This is a genomic window from Sandarakinorhabdus sp. AAP62 (assembly GCF_000331225.1).
Classification (GTDB): Bacteria; Pseudomonadota; Alphaproteobacteria; order Sphingomonadales; family Sphingomonadaceae; genus Sandarakinorhabdus.
Genome location: NZ_ANFY01000007.1, coordinates 256,628 through 273,402, shown reverse-complemented (window position 1 = coordinate 273,402; position 16,775 = coordinate 256,628). Strand labels below are relative to the sequence as shown.

The window sequence follows — 16,775 nt, the reverse complement described above, 5'->3', positions numbered from 1 at the left end:
TTCCTCATTTGGGTTCGGCGACCACCAGGGTACTGCCGGGCAGCAGGGCGTTGATATCGGGCGCATACATGGCTTCGGCGCGGGCAGGCGGCAGGGTGAAACGGCCGCTGCTGCCCAGGCGGATGCGATATTCGATCGTGCTCGGCGCAGCGCCCAGTTGCTGCCAATAGGCGCGATAGTGGCCGCTGCGACGCTCCACCCAGTCGGCAATCTGGCCGCTGTCTGCGCCCCCTTCGGCCAGCAGTTCGGAGCGGCCTGCCAAGCCGCCGCCCAGGATGGTCGCGCCGGCCGGCACAGGATCGGTGAGTGCCACCCAGGCGGTTTTCGCACGCGCCGTGATGGTCAGGCGCACCGCCAGCACATCGCCGCGGCTCCAGCGCCCGGGCACGGCCTGGCGCACGGGCACGATCTGGCGGCGCAGGCTGAGACCGCTGGCGACGGACTTCGTGGCTGGCACCGCGGCGCTGATCGCGACCATGGCCCATGGCTGGCCGCTGCCGGCGTGGCTGATGGCGAGCGGCGCCGTGGCCGCGGGCAGGCGAACCGGGGCCGGCGCGGGCCATGTCGCCACCTGCTGCGCCCTCCCCAGCGCCAACATTGTGCGGCCGGCCACGGCCTGCTTCTCGAAGCGCTCCGCAAAGCCGGCCAGCGCCAGCCGGCCGAGCGCGTTGGCCGGCGTTGTGTCCCAATGGCCGCGTTGCTGGCCTTGCATCAGCGCACGCGCCAGGCGCGGGGCGTCGCCGGCCCAGGCCGGATCATCGGTGGCCACCAGCAACAGCCGGGCCAAGGCAGCGTCGCGGCCGGCCATCAGGCTCCAGTCGTCGGCCGGGCCGGTGAAGCGCATCACCGTGCCGCGATCATCCAGCCGGGCGCGCAGGCGGGACAGCGTTTGCGCGGCGGCTGGGCTGTTGCCGCTGGCCAGTTGCACGGCGCGCCAATCGAGCAGCGCCGCCGGCCCCCATTGATCGGGCGTGGCGTTGAAGCCAGCCAGCATGCGGCCCACCGCCTCGCCTTCGCCGGAAAGCGCCGCCAGCGCGGCGAGCCTGTCTCCCGCAATACGGCCTTCGGCCACCGGGCGCAGTCCCGCCAGCATCCGTGTCTTCTCGGCCGCCGGCAACGGCCAGCCAGACAGGCGCGACAGGCGCAGCACATAGGCGGTGAGGTCGGCATTGCCGATCAGGCCCTCTCTGGGGAAGAAGCGCAGCAGGCCGCGCCCGTCCATCCAGGCGCCGATGCCGGCAACCTCGCGGTCCCACTGGGCGCGATTGCCCAGCGCGACCGCTTTCGACAGGCGCTGTTCGATACAGTCATAAGGATAGGCGGCCATGTACGCCTGCATGGCCGACAGATTGCCGCCCAGCGACGGCGACAATGCGACGGTGACAAAGGCCGAACCTGGCAGCGCACCGGCCGGCAAGGTGATGGGCAGGCCGGCGCGAGTGAGGGCGGCGGTGATCACGGCAGGCGGCACGGCGGGTTCGACGATCTGTTCCACCTGTACCGCATCGGCTGCGCCGCCACCGCTGGCCCGAAGCGTCCATGTCAGCCTGCCAGCGGCGGGGGCGGTTGCGGCAAAGGCGATGGTCTGCCCGGCACCGGCCGCCAGCGTGATCGGCCGGGCCGGCCAGCGGGTGGTGCCGGCACTCGCCGACACGGTGACGGGCAGGCTACGCGCCGTGGTGTTGCGCACCACCATAGTCGCCACATAGGCGTCGCCCGTGCGGACCAGCGGCGGGATGCCGGGCAGGATCTGCAGATCCTGCGTGGTGCGAATGCTGGCGCTGCCGGTGCCGAACAGGCCGGGGCCGGCACTGGCGATGGCAACGAGGCGGAAGCCGGACAGGCTGTCGTTCAGACGGAAGGGCACGCGGGCCTGACCGCCCGCATCCAGCTTCACGCGGCCCGCCCAGGCGATCACTGGCTGGAAATCACGCCGCTGAACCGCCAGCGCGCCGCCACCACCGCCGGCTGCTACAGCCTTGGCCCCGTAATGGCGCTTGCCCACCACCTGGCCCTGCGCGGTGGCGAACTCGACACCCAGCGGGCGCGTTTGCATCATCGCGTCCAGCAGCTTCCAGCTGTCATTGTCCTTCAGTTGCAGCAGAGCTTCGTCGACGGCGGCAAAGGCGATCTCGGCGTCGGCGGGCAGGCGGGTGCCGGCTGGCGCCTTCACCGTTACCAGCGCGCTGGCCAGTTCCTTCACGGCATGGGTCGGCCGGTCGGGCACCACCTGCACCGCCAGACGCCGCGCGTCGTGGCCCACTTTCAGCTGCGCCAGCCCCAGCCGGTAATTCGGCTTGGCGAGATCGACGAGTGCGGTGGGGTACGCGCCTTCTCGGCTGAACCAGGGCAGGTTCCAGCGCCGCGCCAGATCGGCCAGCCACAGCCGCCAGCCCGCCACCCGCCCTCGCACGGCGAGCACGGAGACATAGACATTGGGCGCGTAATCGCCCTTCATCTTTACGCTCACCACTGGGTCCTTGCCCGAAAGCGTGGTGACGAAACTCTCCATCACGCCGCCGCGCAGCACCGTCACCAGCGCGGTGGCGGTGCGGAACGGCATGCGCACCTGCAGGCGGGCGGTGCCGTTTGCGGCCACTTCGGGGCTTTCCGGCACCAGATCCATGCGGTCGCCATTGTCGCCGCCGAACCACCAATCATCATCCCCGGCCAGCCACAGGCTTTGCGTGGCGCGCGCCACGCGCCCGGCGCTGTCCGTGGTTTCGGCCAGCGCCAGCACTTCGCCCGACACGCCGGCATCCAGCTGGCACAGGGCCCGCCCGCGATCATCGCTGGTGGCGCTGCATTTCGCCTTCAGTTCGCGGGTTTCACGCGCGTTGTCATAGGCATAGAAGCCGCCGACCAGTCGCTTGCGGGTGGAGAGGATTTCGCGCGCGAACAGGCGCACGCTGATCTTCCGGGCCTTCACCGGCTTGCCCGCCACATCGAGCACCACCAGTTTCAGCCGCAGATCATCGGCCTTGCTCAGCCATCCGTCGGTCGCGATGCCGACCCGCAGCGCGGCCGGGTCCAGCTGCAGGCGGGTGACCCTGGTCGCCACTTCGCCATTGGCATCCGGATAATCCATTTCTGCCACCAGCGTGGACGGTGCGGTGATGACGGGCCATCCGCTCGCCGTGACCCGCGCCGTGCCGGCCGGGCCCAGCGTCAGCGGCTGTTCGGCAGCGCGCTGGGCGCTGGCGGTCGCTCCGGCTTCATTGCCATCGCCATCCAGCGCGGCGAGACCCGGCTTCACGGGTTCCGCATCGAACCGCCAACCTTCATAGCCCGGCACCTCCACACTGCGCGGCACCACGCGGGTGCGCAGCGTCACCGGTGTGCCGCCGGCACCGCCGCCCGACAGGTAGGACAGCGCCAGATCGAGCGGCAATGTGCGCGGTGCGATCGGGATCGCCTTGGGGCCGCTGATCGTGGCGCGGCTGGTCGGCAGGCGGAAATCCTCCACCTGGAACCGGCCAACGCTGCGCTCTTCCTGGCCCGTCAGCCGCAATTCCCACTCGCCGGCCGGCGCGGTGGCGGGCAGATCGACATGGCCGACCGGATCGGCACCAGTGTCGAGCGTGACGGGCAACGCCGTATCGCTGGCCCAATGGCGGGCGGTGAGGCTGCGCGGGCCACCGCGCGGGCGGGCGAAGCCGGCATCACTGGTGGTGCGCTGGATCAGCTTGAAATTGATGCGTTCGCCAGGCCGCGCCAGCGTGCGATCCAGCACGGCATGGGCGATGCCGGGCTCGCCTGCATTGCCGGTCGGCAGGTTGAAATCATGGCCCTGGATGCCGCGGCCCCAGCTGGACAGGGCAAAGCTGTAATCATCCGCCGTGCGCGCCGAAATGATCAGGGTCGGGGTCTGTTCGCGGCTGCAGCCGGTATAACCGCCGGGGCGCGGCAGGCCGGCGGGGATGCGGGCGCGGCCCTGCGCGTCGCTCTTGCCCTGCCACAGCAACTGGCCGGAACAGGCGTTCGACACGCGCAGCGCGGCACCGGCCACGGGGGTTGCATCATTCAGCCGCGTCACCCAGGCCAGGCTCGCGCCATCGCCCCACTGGAAGTGCACCGCCATGTTGGTGACCAGCGCGCCGGTGGCGACATGGCGGACATTGCCTTTCCCCAGCAAGGCCGATCCCAGCAGCGGCGAGGCAATCTCCACCACGTGGAAACCGCGCGTTTTCAGCGGGATGCCTACCACCTGCATGGCGCCATCCTTGGGACGAGTCACGCTGAACCGCCGAGCGGGCTCGCGGGTGTCGATCAGCGGCGCGCGGCGCGTTGTCTCCACGCTCCGCCGCTCGCCATTGGCCAGCGGTTCGTCGCGGAATGTCCGCTCCTCGGCCCGCTCCAGGCGCTGCAGCCAGCGGGCGATGTCGGCGTCATTGGTGGTGGTGATGCTGCGGGTGGGCAGCGCCCGCGCGGCTGCCGGCAACGGGTTTTCGACGCCGCGCAAGGTAACCGGCAGCACACCGCCTTCCTCGGCCTCCAAAATGCCGAAGGTGCCGGAAAACTTGGCCAGCGGCGGATAATCGGCGGTGGCGATGGCCAGCGGGAAGCGATCGGCATTGGCAAGCCTGCGGCCGCTGTCGTCAGCCAGCCCGGCGGGCAGGGTGACGGTGAAGGCGCTGCGGGCCGGCAGCGGACCCTTGAAGCGCACGTCCTGCAGCGTGCTGGCGCGGTCCTTCGGCTCTTCCGGCGCAATGGTGCGGCCGCTCTGCACCAGCCGGGCCTGCAGGGCGACCGCGCGTGGCACCGGGGCGGTGAAGCTGATCCGGATCGAATCGAGTGGGGAGCAGGCAGCGCCGGCATTGACCCGCGTGCATTCGATGCGGGCGGTAAAGGCTTGGCGCACGGTGAAGCGCCGCTGCCAATCACTGCCGGCAGTCAGCCCATTGGCGGCGGCAACGCCTTTCCCCCACAGGATCGTTACCTTGCCGCCGGGAATCAGCGGGCGTCGGCACTTCAGCGCCGTGATCGTGGCGCGGGTGCGCGCCTCACCGTCTTCGCTGGGGCGCCAGCCGGCCTGTTCCAGAAACCAGTTCAGATTCCAGTTGCCGCGCGATCCCTTGATGATGGTGTCGCGCGTGGCATCGGGCAGCGGATCGAGCGGGATTTTCTCGCCTATGCCTTCGATCAGGCAGGCGGCATGCGCGGCCAGGCTGGCGGGCGTGGGCGCTGCTTCGGCGGCGACAAGGAATATCTGGTCTTCGGCCAGTTCCTCATATTCGGGTGCGATGGCGCGCAAGCTGGGCCCTGGCGTGGTGAAGCGGAACGGGCCGGCGCTGGGCAGCGGCCGGCCGGCGAGATCCTTCAGGCCGGGTGTGAGGCTGAAACTGCAGGCCTGCCCGCCCGGCAGCGGAGCGGCCAGATCGATGGCAAAACGCTGCGGATCCAGCCACTGGCCCCGTGCCCCGTTGCCGCCGGCTCCGCAGGCACCACTGATCGGCGCCGGCACGGTGCTGCCCAACGCCACCATTGGCGTGGCAAAGCGCACGACGATCTGGCGTGGCGCGGCCACCATCCCTTCTGGCGAAAAACCCACCACGCCAGGCCGCGGCAAGGATTGGGCTTGGCCGATCAGCGGCATGGCGGCGAGGCCAAGCAGCAGCCCCGCGCCCAACAGGCGCCAGGGCATCCGGAGGGGCGGAGTCGGCATGGGTCCAGCTTGCCGGCAAGCGGGCAGCGCAACAAGCGATAGTCTTGATCCGGCCGCTGCTTGGGCGTGCCTTTTTCCTGTCACGCTGGCCGGCTAGGCGTTAGGGATGATGCGTCTGATCCTTGCTCCGCTGGTGTTGTTGCTGATGGCTGCTGCTCCGCTGAAACCTGCCGGCATTCCGGCCCCGCCGCCGGCTGCGCCGATCATCATTGCGCATCGTGGTGCCAGTGCGGAACGGCCGGAACACACGCTGGCCGCCTATGAACGCGCCATCGAACAGGGTGCCGATTTCATCGAGCCCGACCTGGTGCCGACCAAGGACCATCAGCTGGTGGCCCGGCACGAGAACGAGATCAGCGGCACCACCGATGTCGCCAGCAGGCCAGAATTTGCCAGCCGCAAGACGACCAAGACCATTGATGGCGAAGCAATGACCGGCTGGTTCACCGAGGATTTCACCCTGGCCGAACTGAAGACGCTGCGCGCCAAGGAGCGCCTGCCGCAGCTGCGCCCGGCCAATGCGGAATTTGATGGCCAGTTTGAGATCCCGACGTTTGCCGAGATCGTCATGCTCGCCAAATCCGCTTCGGCTCGCACCGGGCGGACGATCGGCATTTACCCGGAAACCAAGCATCCCAGCTATTTCCGTTCCATCGGCCTGCCGCTGGAGCCGGTGCTGCTGGCCGAACTGGCGCAGGCCGGCTGGACGACGGCCGAGGCGCCTGTGTTCATCCAGAGCTTCGAGGTCGACAATCTGAAGGCATTGAAAGCCCAGACCGGCGTGCGGCTGATCCAGTTGCTGGGGTCAACCGGCAAATCGGCCGATGGCTATGCCTATGCCGAACTGGCCTCTGCGGCCGGGCTGAAGACGGTGGCGACCTATGCCGCCGGCATTGGCCCGGAACGCGTGATGATCATCCCGCGCGGGCCGGATGGCCGCCTGGCCCAGCCCACCAGCCTGGTGCGCGATGCCCACGCCGTGGGCCTGGAAGTCCATCCCTGGACGTTTCGGCCGGAGAATTATTTCCTGCCGGAAGGCCTGAAATCCAGTGCCGACCCGCGCGCGGCCGGCGATGTGGACAGTGAAATTCGCACCTATCTCGCCACCGGCATCGACGGCCTGTTCAGCGATTCCACGGCGGCGGCGGTCAAGGCGCTGGCCCAGCCGCAACGCTGATCAAACCGAAAGTGGGTGCAGGGGCTCAGCCCCTGCCCGCCGGAGGCCATTCCTTCTGACGGCTTACCGTTCCGGCCAATCCAGCACGAAATTGATGTGCGCCGCCGCGATCGGCTTGTCGCGCGATCCTTGCCAGGCTTGCGCGTGCACATTCACCACGCGGCGGCCGAGCTTGGTGATGCTGGCAACCGCGCGGGTTTCCTGCGTGGCACCCTCGCGCATGAAATCGACCGTTACCGTTACCGGGCGCACACGCGGCAGCGCTTCGCCTTCCGGCTGAGCGGCGATCACCGTGAGCAGGCCCGCCAGTTCCAGCAGCCCGCCGATGGAGCCGCCGTGCAGGCGCCCGGGCGAGCCGATCAGGGTTTCGGCAAACGGCATCACCAGCTGCAATTCCTCTTCCACCCGTTCGAATGCCAGGTCGAGCAGGGCGGCATAGGGCAGCAGATCGAGCCGGCCGGTCGGCTGGCGCAGCAGGGTGGCGAGCGCGGGCGACGTCATTGCCAGCCTCCGGCCAGTTTGGAGGCGGCAAACATGAAGGTGCCGGTCACATGTGCGATCGGGTCTGCCGGGTCGCCATCATGGGCGAGGCCGCGCACGAAGGCGATCTGGCGGGTCATGCGGTAACATTCGCCGCGCGCCGTCACGGTGGCTTGCGATTTGGGGCTGCGCACATAATCGGTGCGCAGATCAAGTGTGGCGTGCGGTTCGAAGGCGCCGCGGGTGAGCATGGAGGCCATGCCAACGCACGTATCCATCAGCGTGATGATCGGGCCGGATGCCCAGATGCCATGATCGGGATCGACCAGCAGATGCGGCGCATAGGGCAGTTGCAGTTCCACCCAGTTGTTGCCATTGGCGATGAAGCGCAGGCCCAGTTGCTTGTTGTGCGGCACGCGGCCGACAAACGCACCCATGAACTGGCTGACCTGTTCGACGAACTCGCTCATGCCGCTGCACCATTGTTGGCGCCGTCGGCGGCGCGCGCCAAAGCATCGATGCGGCCGATCATGGAGGCGAGGCCCTGCGTGCGGTTGGAGGAGAGATGCTTCGACAGGCCAAGCCCATCGAGCCGCGCCTTGATCTCGGCAGCGTCGATGTCGGCCGGAGCGCGGCCATCGGCCAGCATCAGCACCAGTGCCACCAGGCCCTTCACGATGGCGGCATCGCTGTCGGCGGCAAAGCGCAGCACGTCGCCCTCCCGATGCGGATGCAGCCAGACTTGCGACGCACAGCCGCGCACCTTGTTGGCGTCGGTCTTCAGGGCGGGGTCCATCGCCGGCAGGGCCTGGCCCAGCGCGATGATCAACCGGTAGCGGTCGTCCCAATCGTCGAAGGCTTCGAATTCGGCTTCGACATCATCGAAAGAGGTGATGGCCATGACCGCAGCCCATGAAGGGGCAGATGGGCTGCGGTCAAGACCATTGACGTTACAGATCAACGCCTGCGGCGATGGCTTCCAGCTTGCGGATGCGTTCCTTCAGGTCGGCAAGATCGATGCGCTGGCCAACGGCGGGCATTTCGGATTGCTGCGGCCGGGCTTCCAGCTCGCGCAGTTTCAGGCGCAGCCAGCCAGACCAGCCCCAGGCGGCAAGGCCGCCAATCATGGCCAGACCGGTGAGCGTCGCGGTCGAAAGGATCAGGAGGGAATCAGCCGGGGGCATGGTGGGTCTCCTCGGGGATGAAGGGGCTCAGTTGTTTTTCAGCGATTCGATTTCATCGGAAAGCCGTTTGGCGGGATCGGTGGCGAGGCGTTCCAGCACGCGGATGCGGTCGTTCAGGCGGGCGACTTCGGCTTGCAGGCGCTGGTTCTCGCCATTGTCCTGCGGCGGCGCCAGTTCGCCCTTCGCGGTGCGGCGCAGTTCCTTGCTGCCGTAGCGGCTCGACAGGACTTTCCCAATCGTGACGATGGCAACGATCATCACCACCATTTCAAACGGATTCATTTCAGATGTCCTCCCTTTGCCGGCCGATGGGGGCGGCCGGCACCTTTCAGTTCAGTTGTTTGGTGGCCAGGCCGTCGATTTCGGCGGCGAGCATGGCAGGTTTGTCGGTGGCGATGCGTTCCAGCACGGCCATGCGATCCTTCAGGCTGCCCAGTTCGGCGCGCAGCTGGGCATTTTCCTGGCTGATCAGCCGGATGCGCTCCATCGCTTCGCCGCCGCCATTGGGGTGCAGCGGCTTGCCCCAGCTCGATTCCAGCGGATAGCCGTTCTTGATCTTCAGCCAGGTGGTGATCACCCAGCCGACCACCCCGGCAAAGCCGACGCCACCGATAACGGGTGCGACCTGACCGACGATAACCTGCAAATTCTCGGGATTGATTGGCATCTGATAAGAGCCTTTCAGTTCAATTGCTTGGGCGCATCGCGCAGGGCTTCGATCTGGACGGCGAGGCCTTCGTTGCGATCGGTGACGATCCGGTTGAGCACGGCCACCCGTTCTTCGAGCAGCGCGATGCGACCGGCATATTGGGCGGCCTGTTCGGCGGTGGCCGAAGCAGTGGCTTGCAGCTGTTTTTCCTTCAGGTCGGCCCAGCGGCGAAACCCGGTGAGCATGATCCCGAAGATCGGGATGGAAATGCCCAGGATCGGGATCAGGGCAAAAATGGCGTTCTCGCTCATGTCGCGACCCTTACCTGAGGTTTTCAATTTCGGCGGTCAGCCGGGCGGGTGCGTCGGTGGCGATGCGTTCCAGCACCGACAGCCGCTCTTCCAGCCGGCCAATCTTGCCGCGCAGCAGGTCGTTTTCCTGGGTCAGCAGTTGGTTTTGCCGTTCCAGTTCGGGGTTGTGCTTGTTCACCGTGCCACCCCATTCGCCTTCCAGCGGATAGCCGTGCTTGGCACGGATGGCGGTGGTGATGATCCAGGCGCCCATGCTCATCGCGATGATGGCCAGGACGAAGAACGGACCTCCGAATGACATTGGTTCTCTCCCCCGGATATTCGCTTAGCGCAGCTTTTCGATTTCGTCGGCGAGCTGGCGACTGTCGCTGGTCAGGTGAAATTCCAGGTCGCGCAGGCGGCGATCGGCGTCGCGGAACTGGGCGTTCACGTCGCGCAGCGTGCGCTTGGGCGCCACGCGCACATCGCGCCAGAATTCCACGCGTTCCGGGCTCTGGTCATACAGCGCGGAAGGCTTCTGGTTGGCGATCCAGCCGATGGCCAGATAGGCCAGGACGGTGGAACCACCGCCCATGATGGCGCCCAGCGCAAAACCGATGCGGACGAGCGTGACATCCCAGCCGAAATAATCGGCGATGCCGGCGCAAACGCCCATGATCTTGCCGTTGCGTTTGTCGAGGTAGAAGCGGGTGCGGCTTTCAGACATTTCGAAATTTCCCTGTTGGCCGGCGCGGACGAGCGCGCCGAAAATTTGGGGTCAATAGGTGGCGGGGGCGATCAGCGCGATCAGCAGGTACAGGATCACTGGCGATCCGAAGCCGAACACGGCGGCAGCGACAAAGCCGATGCGGACCAGCGTGGCATCCCAGCCGAAATAATTGGCGATGCCGGCGCAAACACCGAGGATCTTGCCTTCGGTCTTGTTGACGAGAAACTGGCGGCTCATTCTCTTGGCCTCCTTGGGCCGGTTGCCGGTTCAGCGCAGCTGGCGGCGTTGTTCGGACAGATCGGCGATCCGATTGTCCTTCCAATTGGGATTGTCGGCGGCGATGATGCGCTCGACGGTGTCGATGCGCTGATCAAGCCGGCGGGCGAGATCGTGGAGTTCATCAAGCAGCGCTTCATCCTGGCTGCTGATGCCGGTCTGGCTCTTCCACTTGGTCAGATAGTGGAGGATCATGCCCGGCAGGCCGATGAACAGCATGCCGACGATGGCGACGGGAACGATGACATCTTCCATGGCTCAGCCCTCCGTCTTGCCGAGCCGCGCCTTCATGGCGGCGATTTCGGCATCCACTTCGTCGTTGCCCTGCAGGGCGGCAAATTCGTCGGCCAGGCTGCGAGTGCCGCTGCCATCGGCCAGGCTGAGCGCATCGGCGCGGCCTTCGGCCATGTCGGCCCGGCGTTCCAGCACTTCAAAGCGGCTGAAGGCCTCTTCCACGCGCGGGCCGCGGATCATCTCGCGCAGCTTCGAACGCTGGGTGGCGCTCTCGATGCGGTTGATCAGGGCGTTCTGGCGGTTGCGGGCTTCGCGCAGCTTTGATTCCAGCTTGGCGATGTCGGCTTCGTTCAGGGCCAGCGTTTCGTTCAGAAGATCGATCTCCACCTGGGTGGTGTCGATGAAGGCCTTGGCCTTGTTCTTCTCGACCAGCGCAGCCTTGGCCAGGTCTTCGCGACCCTTGGAAAGGGCCAGTTCGGCCTTGTCCTGCCAGTCCTGCACGGCCTGGTTCGCCTTGATCATGGCGCGCTTCATTTCCTTCTGGTCAGCAATGGTGCGGGCCGCAGACGCGCGCACCTCCACCAGCGTTTCCTCCATCTCCATGATGATCATGCGGATCATCTTGGCCGGGTCTTCAGCCCGGTCGAGCAGGTCGGTCACGTTGGCAGCGATGATGTCGCGGGTGCGCGAAAAAATGCCCATTGGTCTGATCTCCAGAAATTCGAACTTGGTTGTCTGCAGCGTCTGGACCGGGGCTGGTTCCACCAGGAGGGGGCGACTCAGTGGAACCAGAGCCCCGGTCATCGTTGCGCTGTTCACGCAACGATATCGCTGTTGAAGGCCGGCGTCACCATGGCAGGGCCCGTGGCGGCGGCGATGAAGGTGGTGCCGATCAGCAGGGCGGCCATCACGGCCATCATGTTGCGGCTGAAGTTGAAGAAATTGCTGGTCATTGTTGGTCTCCGTGGTCTGATTGGCGGCGGGGCGCCGCTCATGCCAGCTACTTTGCATATGTCGTGCCAAGTGGTGGATTTCAGCTAACTATCTGAAAATATTGATTTTGGTTACTGGCCCGGATTTTTTTCTTCGGGAGGAATTGCCAAACATCGGGAATTTATGCCAACTCATCGCATGGCCGCTCCAGCTCAGATGATTGGCAGCTCGCTGAGCTTCCTCGACGCCGTCGAACGCGCCTCGGCGGCGGCGGCCTTGAACCGCCCGGTGCTGGTGATCGGCGAGCGTGGCACCGGCAAGGAACTGATCGCCGATCGCCTGCACCGCCTGTCTCCGCGCTGGTCGCAAACCCTGGTCAGCCTCAATTGCGCGGCGCTGCCGGAGAATCTGATCGATGCCGAGCTGTTCGGTTATGAACCCGGCGCCTTCACCGGCGCGCAACGGGCGCGGGCGGGGCGATTCGAGGATGCCGATGGCGGCACGCTGTTTCTGGATGAAATCGGCACGCTGTCATCGCAGGCCCAGGAGCGCCTGCTGCGGGTGGTGGAATATGGCGAGCTGACGCGGCTGGGATCGAACAAGCCGATCAGCGTCGATGTGCGGCTGGTGGGCGCTACCAACGAGGATCTGCCCGGCCTGGTGGCGCGCGGGCGGTTTCGCGCCGACCTGCTCGACCGGCTGAGCTTTGAAGTCATCACCCTGCCGCCCTTGCGGGAGCGCGCCGAGGATATCGACATGCTGGCGCTGCACTTTGCGCGCCGCATGGCTGCCGAACTGGGCTGGCCGCGCTTTCCCGGCTTCACGTCGAAGGTGCAGGATCAACTGGCCAGCTATCATTGGCCGGGCAATGTGCGCGAATTGAAGAACGTGGTCGAACGCGCGCTCTATCGCTGGGGCGATGCCGAAACAGCGGTGGGGCAATTGGTGATCGATCCGTTCGAATCGCCGTGGCGGCCAACCTCCAGCCATGTGCTGCCCCACGCGGCGCCGGCAGCCACCGCCGCACCCAGCATCAGCCCGGCGGATGAAGCCGGCGCCATGCCCGCCCCCCGGCTGGAAAGCATCACCGATCTGCGCGGCGCGGTGGCGGCCTATGAAAAGGATATCCTGGAGTGCGCGCTCGAAAAGCACCGCCACAATCAGCGCCGCACCGCCGCTGCGCTGAACCTCACCTATGATCAGTTGCGCCATGCGTTGAAGCGGCACGGGTTGTTGGGGGAATAGGCCCCGCCCAACCAAAGCAGCCGTGCTGCTGGTTCAGCTCAATCCAGCTTCAACCCATGCCGGGCGAGCAACGGCCCCTGGGCGAGCGTGAAGGCAAAGATCGCCACGGTGACGCCCCACACCTTGAAACTGAGCCAGTCATCATAGCCAAGCAGGCGCCGCGCCGCTTCGTTGGCGATCAGCAGCGCCACGAAGAAGATCGCCCAGTTGCGGGTGAGCAGGCGCCAGCCGGCTTCGGTCAGGCCGGGCAGCGCTTCGCCCATCACCAGTTGCAGCGTCGGCCGGCCAGTGATCAGCCCGCCCACCAGCAGGGCGGCAAACACGCCATAGATGATGGTCGGCTTCAATTGGATGAAGGCCTTGTCCTGCAGCCACACGGTCAGGCTGCCGAACAGCACGACAACCACGGTGGTGAAGATCATCGCGGCCGGCAGGTGGCGGGTCTTGCCCCAATGCCACAGCGCCGCGATCAGGCTGGCCACCACGAAAACCGATGTGCCAACCACGGCGCTGGCCACGTCGGCATCGGCCAGCTGAGGCAATTGCCCACGTTCAAACAGCGCCTTGCCCAGTTTGCTGGCGCCAAAGAACAGCAGCAGGGGCCCGAAATTGATGGCCATGCTGGCGGTGGTAGACAGTTTCGGGCGTTCGGCAACGGGGGGCATGGCGGCTGTGATAGCCAAGAACAGGGCACACGTCACCTCTGGGGGTGACGAAGCCCGACGGAGCCATTAAGCCGGTGGCCGTGGTGGAAGCGCTCGTGATCGACAATCTGGCCTGCCGGCGCGGTGGGCGCTTGCTGTTCGACGCCGTGTCCGCCCATGTCGCACCGGGCGGCGCGCTGCTGCTCACCGGGCCCAATGGTGCCGGCAAATCCTCGCTGTTGCGGCTGCTGGCCGGATTGCTGCAGCCCGAAACCGGGACGGTGACGGGCGGCGGCCGCCGCGCCTTTGCCGGGCACGACGTGGCGCTGAAACCGCGCAACACGCTGGGCACGGAGCTCGATTATTGGGCGCGGCTGGATGGCGGGCAGCAGCGGTTGCCGGGCGCGCTGGCCGCAATGAACCTGACAGCGCTGGTGGATGTGCCCTGCCGGCATCTGTCGTCGGGCCAGAAGCGCCGGGCGGCGCTGGCGCGCGTGATCGCGGCCGGCGCGGATTGCTGGCTGCTGGATGAGCCCACCGCCGGCCTGGACACGGCCTCGTCGGCGCTGCTGGTGGCCGCCATGGCCGCGCACCGGGCGGCGGGCGGATTGGTGGTGGCCGCCGTGCATGGCGATATCGGCCTGGCCGATGCAGCAAGCTTGCGGCTCGGCTGATGTTCTTCACGCTCCTCCGCCGCGATCTTCTCGCGATTGCCCGCTCTCCGGCGTTGTGGCTGCCGGTGATGTTCTTCGTGCTGACGGCGGCGCTCTTCCCCTTCGCGGTTGGCCCTGATGCCAGGTTGCTGGCCCGCATCGCGCCGGGCATCATCTGGGTGGCGGCGCTGTTGGCCAGCCTGCTGCCGGTCGAAACATTGCTGGCGCCTGATGTGGAGGATGGCAGCATCGATCAGCTGATCAGCCGGGGCATTGCCCTGGAACTTGTCTGCGCCGCGCGCATCGTGGCGCACTGGATCGGCTTTGCCGTGCCACTGCTGGCGGCGCTGCCGGTGGCCGGCGTGCTGCTCGGGCTGTCGGGCGCGGATGGCACCCGCCTTGCCATCGCGCTGCTGCTCGGCACCCCGGCCTTGGCCAGCCTCGCCGTCATCGCCGCCGCGCTCACCGCCGGGCTGAAAGGTGGCGGTGCGCTGGCTGGCCTGATCGTGCTACCACTGGCGCTGCCGGTGCTGATTTTCGGTGTCGGCAGCGATGTCGCTGGTGCATTTCGCCTGCTTGGCGCGGCCAGCCTGGTGGCGCTGGCGGTGGGTCCGTTCGCGGCCGCTGCGGCGCTCCGCCCCGAATAGACGGCAGGCGGTTGCGGTCGTGTGGCCGGCGCCATCCGACTGTGGTAATTGCGATATTCACTGAAGGAGCATTGCCCCCATGCGCGTCCTCACCCTTTCCGGCCTCACTGCGGCTGCCCTCTTCACCGCCGCCTGTGGCGGTGCGGACAAGCCCGCCGAAACGCCTGCTGCTGAAACCCCGGCCGTCGGGGCCACCACGACACCGGCAGTTGAAGCGCCTGCTCCTGCAGCCGAGCCAACTGCCGCTCCTGCAGCCGTCCCGGCCCCGGCGGCCGTCACCTATGCCTCGCTCACTGGCGACGCCGCCAAGGGCGAAAAGGTCTTTGCCCAGTGCAAGGCCTGCCACGTCGCCGAGGAAGGCAAGAACCGCGTCGGCCCGTCGCTGTGGGCCGTGGTCGGTCGCACGGCCGGCAGCATTGCCGGCTTCAATTACAGCAAGGCCAACAAGGAGAGCGGCGTGACCTGGAGCGAGGACGTGCTGTTCACCTATCTCGAAGCTCCGGCCAAGTTCATGCCCGGCACCCGCATGGCGTTCGCCGGCCTGAAAAACCCGCAGGACCGGGCGGATGTGATCGCCTATCTGAAGACCAACGCCTGATCGCCGCCACGCTCGTCTTGCTGATAGGATGACGCCCGCCATGTCCGTTCGCCCCGTCGCCGCCCTGCTGATGCTGGCGGTTCCTGCCGCTGCATCGGCGATCGTCATCCGCCACGATGTGCCGGATGCACGCTACCGGGCCGATGCCAGCGTCTTTCCTGCGCTCGCCGACATGCCGGGCAGCGGCCATGGCGTGCTGATTGCGCCGCAATGGGTGGTGACGGCGGCACACACCATCCAGGGCAAGGTGGATTGTGTCACCATCGGCGGGGTGGACCGGGTGGTTGAGCGTGTCATCATCCATCGCGGTTATCGCAGCCTGCCCGACGAACTGGTGAAAAGGGCCTATGCCAGCGGCAGTGCCGAAGAGGCGATGGCATTCCTGGCGCAGAACGACGATATCGCGCTGCTGCGCCTGGCGCAGCCGGTCACCGACATCGCCCCGGCGCGGATCCATGGCAGCGGACGCACGGTTGGCAAGACCGTCCGGTTGATCGGCAAGGGGGCCACCGGCACAGGCGAAACCGGCGTCGCCACGGGCAGCCCGGAACGCGGCCCGCTGCGCCAGGGCTTCAACACGGTCATGACGGATGAAGGCCGCTGGTTGATCTATGATTTCACGCGAGGGCCGCGCGCCCACCGGCTGGAAGCGATGACCGGCAATGGCGACAGCGGTGGCCCCGTGCTGGTTCGTGATGGCAAGGGATGGGCCGTTGCCGGGCTGGCGTCGTGGAAGGGCGGCACGTTCGATCTAAACCTGCCGTCCAGCCGCTATGGCTTTACCAGCGTCAACGTGCGGCTGGCGCGTTATGCCGGCTGGATTGCCGAGGTGCAAAAGGGCACCGCTGCACGCTGACGCCGGCCCGGCCTCAGAATGGCCCGTTCAATTCCACGATCGCCCGGTTGAGCATGGCGGCAAAGCTCACCCACGCCAGATAGGGCACCAGCAGCGCGGCGGCCGGGCGGGATATGCGCCACAGCACGACGATCAGCGCGGCGATGCTGCTCCACAATATGCCCACTTCCAGCACCGCATAATCCGGCCGGTGCAGACGGAAGAACAGGAAGCTCCACAGCAGGTTGAGGAAGCCATTCAGCGCAAACAGGCCGATGATGGCCTCGAATGCACCGGTGCTGCGCGCCGCCAGCCAGGCCGTGGTGCCGGAAAACGTGCACAGCATGAAGATCACGGTCCAAGCCGGGCCGAACAGCCAGTTGGGCGGTGCCCATTCGGGTTGTTTCAACGCCAGATACCAGGGGCCGATATCGGTGATGGTGGCGCCCACGGCCGCCGTGAAGGTCGCGGCCACCGCGGCAATGGCAGCGGGCAGCACCCAGGGAGATTCGGCAAATCGCGACATCGCTCCCGC

At 66.9% G+C, this 16,775-nt stretch carries 22 protein-coding genes; 6 read left to right on the top strand and 16 right to left on the bottom strand.

Annotated elements, in window-relative coordinates; genetic code table 11:
- Positions 1–4: 4 nt before the first annotated feature.
- On the bottom strand, positions 5–5,665 hold the full coding sequence (locus tag D619_RS0107785) for an Ig-like domain-containing alpha-2-macroglobulin family protein (RefSeq protein WP_081587094.1): 5,661 nt from the start codon (positions 5,663–5,665) through the stop codon (positions 5–7).
- 106 nt (positions 5,666–5,771) lie between these two features.
- Between D619_RS0107785 and D619_RS0107780 the strand changes: the two genes are divergently transcribed.
- Positions 5,772–6,842 (top strand): glycerophosphodiester phosphodiesterase, encoded by a 1,071-nt coding sequence (locus D619_RS0107780; RefSeq protein WP_017668016.1) that lies wholly within the window; start codon positions 5,772–5,774, stop codon positions 6,840–6,842.
- Positions 6,843–6,905: 63 nt separating this feature from the next.
- Here the strand turns inward: D619_RS0107780 and D619_RS0107775 are convergent, their stop codons facing one another.
- The 13 genes from D619_RS0107775 to D619_RS18055 form a co-directional block, all read right to left on the bottom strand.
- Positions 6,906–7,343, bottom strand: coding sequence for a PaaI family thioesterase (locus D619_RS0107775; protein WP_017668015.1), 438 nt, complete (start codon positions 7,341–7,343; stop codon positions 6,906–6,908).
- Positions 7,340–7,792 carry a PaaI family thioesterase gene (locus tag D619_RS0107770; RefSeq protein ID WP_017668014.1) on the bottom strand — a complete coding sequence of 151 codons (453 nt, stop codon included), beginning with the start codon at positions 7,790–7,792 and terminating at the stop codon, positions 7,340–7,342. The genes D619_RS0107775 and D619_RS0107770 overlap by 4 nt, the downstream gene beginning before the upstream one ends.
- Positions 7,789–8,223, bottom strand: a complete 435-nt coding sequence (locus tag D619_RS0107765) for a SufE family protein (RefSeq protein ID WP_017668013.1) — start codon at positions 8,221–8,223, stop codon at positions 7,789–7,791. Before D619_RS0107765 ends, D619_RS0107770 begins: the two co-directional genes overlap by 4 nt.
- Positions 8,224–8,272: 49 nt before the next feature.
- On the bottom strand, positions 8,273–8,506 hold the full coding sequence (locus D619_RS0107760) for a hypothetical protein (RefSeq protein ID WP_017668012.1): 234 nt from the start codon (positions 8,504–8,506) through the stop codon (positions 8,273–8,275).
- 27 nt (positions 8,507–8,533) lie between these two features.
- Positions 8,534–8,788 (bottom strand): hypothetical protein, encoded by a 255-nt coding sequence (locus D619_RS0107755; protein WP_017668011.1) that lies wholly within the window; start codon positions 8,786–8,788, stop codon positions 8,534–8,536.
- Between the two features lie 46 nt (positions 8,789–8,834).
- Positions 8,835–9,173: a hypothetical protein gene (locus D619_RS0107750; protein ID WP_017668010.1), complete on the bottom strand. Its 339-nt coding sequence runs from the start codon at positions 9,171–9,173 to the stop codon at positions 8,835–8,837.
- Positions 9,174–9,187: 14 nt separating this feature from the next.
- Positions 9,188–9,466, bottom strand: coding sequence for a hypothetical protein (locus tag D619_RS0107745; RefSeq protein ID WP_017668009.1), 279 nt, complete (start codon positions 9,464–9,466; stop codon positions 9,188–9,190).
- 10 nt (positions 9,467–9,476) lie between these two features.
- On the bottom strand, positions 9,477–9,767 hold the full coding sequence (locus D619_RS0107740) for a hypothetical protein (protein WP_017668008.1): 291 nt from the start codon (positions 9,765–9,767) through the stop codon (positions 9,477–9,479).
- A gap of 24 nt (positions 9,768–9,791) precedes the next feature.
- A complete protein-coding gene (gene pspC, locus D619_RS0107735) occupies positions 9,792–10,172 on the bottom strand; it encodes an envelope stress response membrane protein PspC (RefSeq protein ID WP_017668007.1) in 381 nt (126 codons plus the stop codon).
- 51 nt (positions 10,173–10,223) lie between these two features.
- The gene (locus D619_RS0107730) at positions 10,224–10,412 is read right to left on the bottom strand and encodes a PspC domain-containing protein (protein WP_017668006.1); all 189 of its coding nucleotides are present in this window, start codon (positions 10,410–10,412) and stop codon (positions 10,224–10,226) included.
- Between the two features lie 30 nt (positions 10,413–10,442).
- Complete coding sequence (gene pspB, locus D619_RS0107725; RefSeq protein WP_017668005.1) at positions 10,443–10,706, bottom strand: envelope stress response membrane protein PspB; 264 nt, start codon at positions 10,704–10,706, stop codon at positions 10,443–10,445.
- A 3-nt stretch (positions 10,707–10,709) separates the two neighbouring features.
- Positions 10,710–11,387 carry a phage shock protein PspA gene (gene pspA / locus D619_RS0107720; protein ID WP_017668004.1) on the bottom strand — a complete coding sequence of 226 codons (678 nt, stop codon included), beginning with the start codon at positions 11,385–11,387 and terminating at the stop codon, positions 10,710–10,712.
- 113 nt (positions 11,388–11,500) lie between these two features.
- Complete coding sequence (locus D619_RS18055; RefSeq protein ID WP_017668003.1) at positions 11,501–11,638, bottom strand: hypothetical protein; 138 nt, start codon at positions 11,636–11,638, stop codon at positions 11,501–11,503.
- A gap of 178 nt (positions 11,639–11,816) precedes the next feature.
- Between D619_RS18055 and pspF the strand changes: the two genes are divergently transcribed.
- Positions 11,817–12,863: a phage shock protein operon transcriptional activator gene (pspF, locus tag D619_RS0107710; protein ID WP_026090829.1), complete on the top strand. Its 1,047-nt coding sequence runs from the start codon at positions 11,817–11,819 to the stop codon at positions 12,861–12,863.
- A 38-nt stretch (positions 12,864–12,901) separates the two neighbouring features.
- Here the strand turns inward: pspF and D619_RS0107705 are convergent, their stop codons facing one another.
- Positions 12,902–13,483 carry an inner membrane-spanning protein YciB gene (locus D619_RS0107705; RefSeq protein ID WP_051033479.1) on the bottom strand — a complete coding sequence of 194 codons (582 nt, stop codon included), beginning with the start codon at positions 13,481–13,483 and terminating at the stop codon, positions 12,902–12,904.
- Positions 13,484–13,572: 89 nt separating this feature from the next.
- Between D619_RS0107705 and ccmA the strand changes: the two genes are divergently transcribed.
- From ccmA to D619_RS0107685, 4 genes are all read left to right on the top strand, one after another.
- Complete coding sequence (gene ccmA / locus D619_RS0107700; RefSeq protein WP_243442618.1) at positions 13,573–14,181, top strand: heme ABC exporter ATP-binding protein CcmA; 609 nt, start codon at positions 13,573–13,575, stop codon at positions 14,179–14,181.
- Entirely contained in the window at positions 14,181–14,807 is a 627-nt protein-coding gene (gene ccmB, locus D619_RS0107695) for a heme exporter protein CcmB (protein WP_017667999.1), read from the top strand. The genes ccmA and ccmB overlap by 1 nt, the downstream gene beginning before the upstream one ends.
- Before the next feature lie 79 nt (positions 14,808–14,886).
- Positions 14,887–15,405 (top strand): cytochrome c family protein, encoded by a 519-nt coding sequence (locus D619_RS0107690; protein ID WP_017667998.1) that lies wholly within the window; start codon positions 14,887–14,889, stop codon positions 15,403–15,405.
- 40 nt (positions 15,406–15,445) lie between these two features.
- Positions 15,446–16,261 (top strand): trypsin-like serine protease, encoded by an 816-nt coding sequence (locus D619_RS0107685; protein ID WP_026090828.1) that lies wholly within the window; start codon positions 15,446–15,448, stop codon positions 16,259–16,261.
- Positions 16,262–16,274: 13 nt separating this feature from the next.
- Here D619_RS0107685 and D619_RS0107680 read toward each other — a convergent pair whose 3' ends face one another.
- The gene (locus D619_RS0107680) at positions 16,275–16,766 is read right to left on the bottom strand and encodes a TspO/MBR family protein (protein WP_017667996.1); all 492 of its coding nucleotides are present in this window, start codon (positions 16,764–16,766) and stop codon (positions 16,275–16,277) included.
- Between the last annotated feature and the right edge of the window lie 9 nt (positions 16,767–16,775).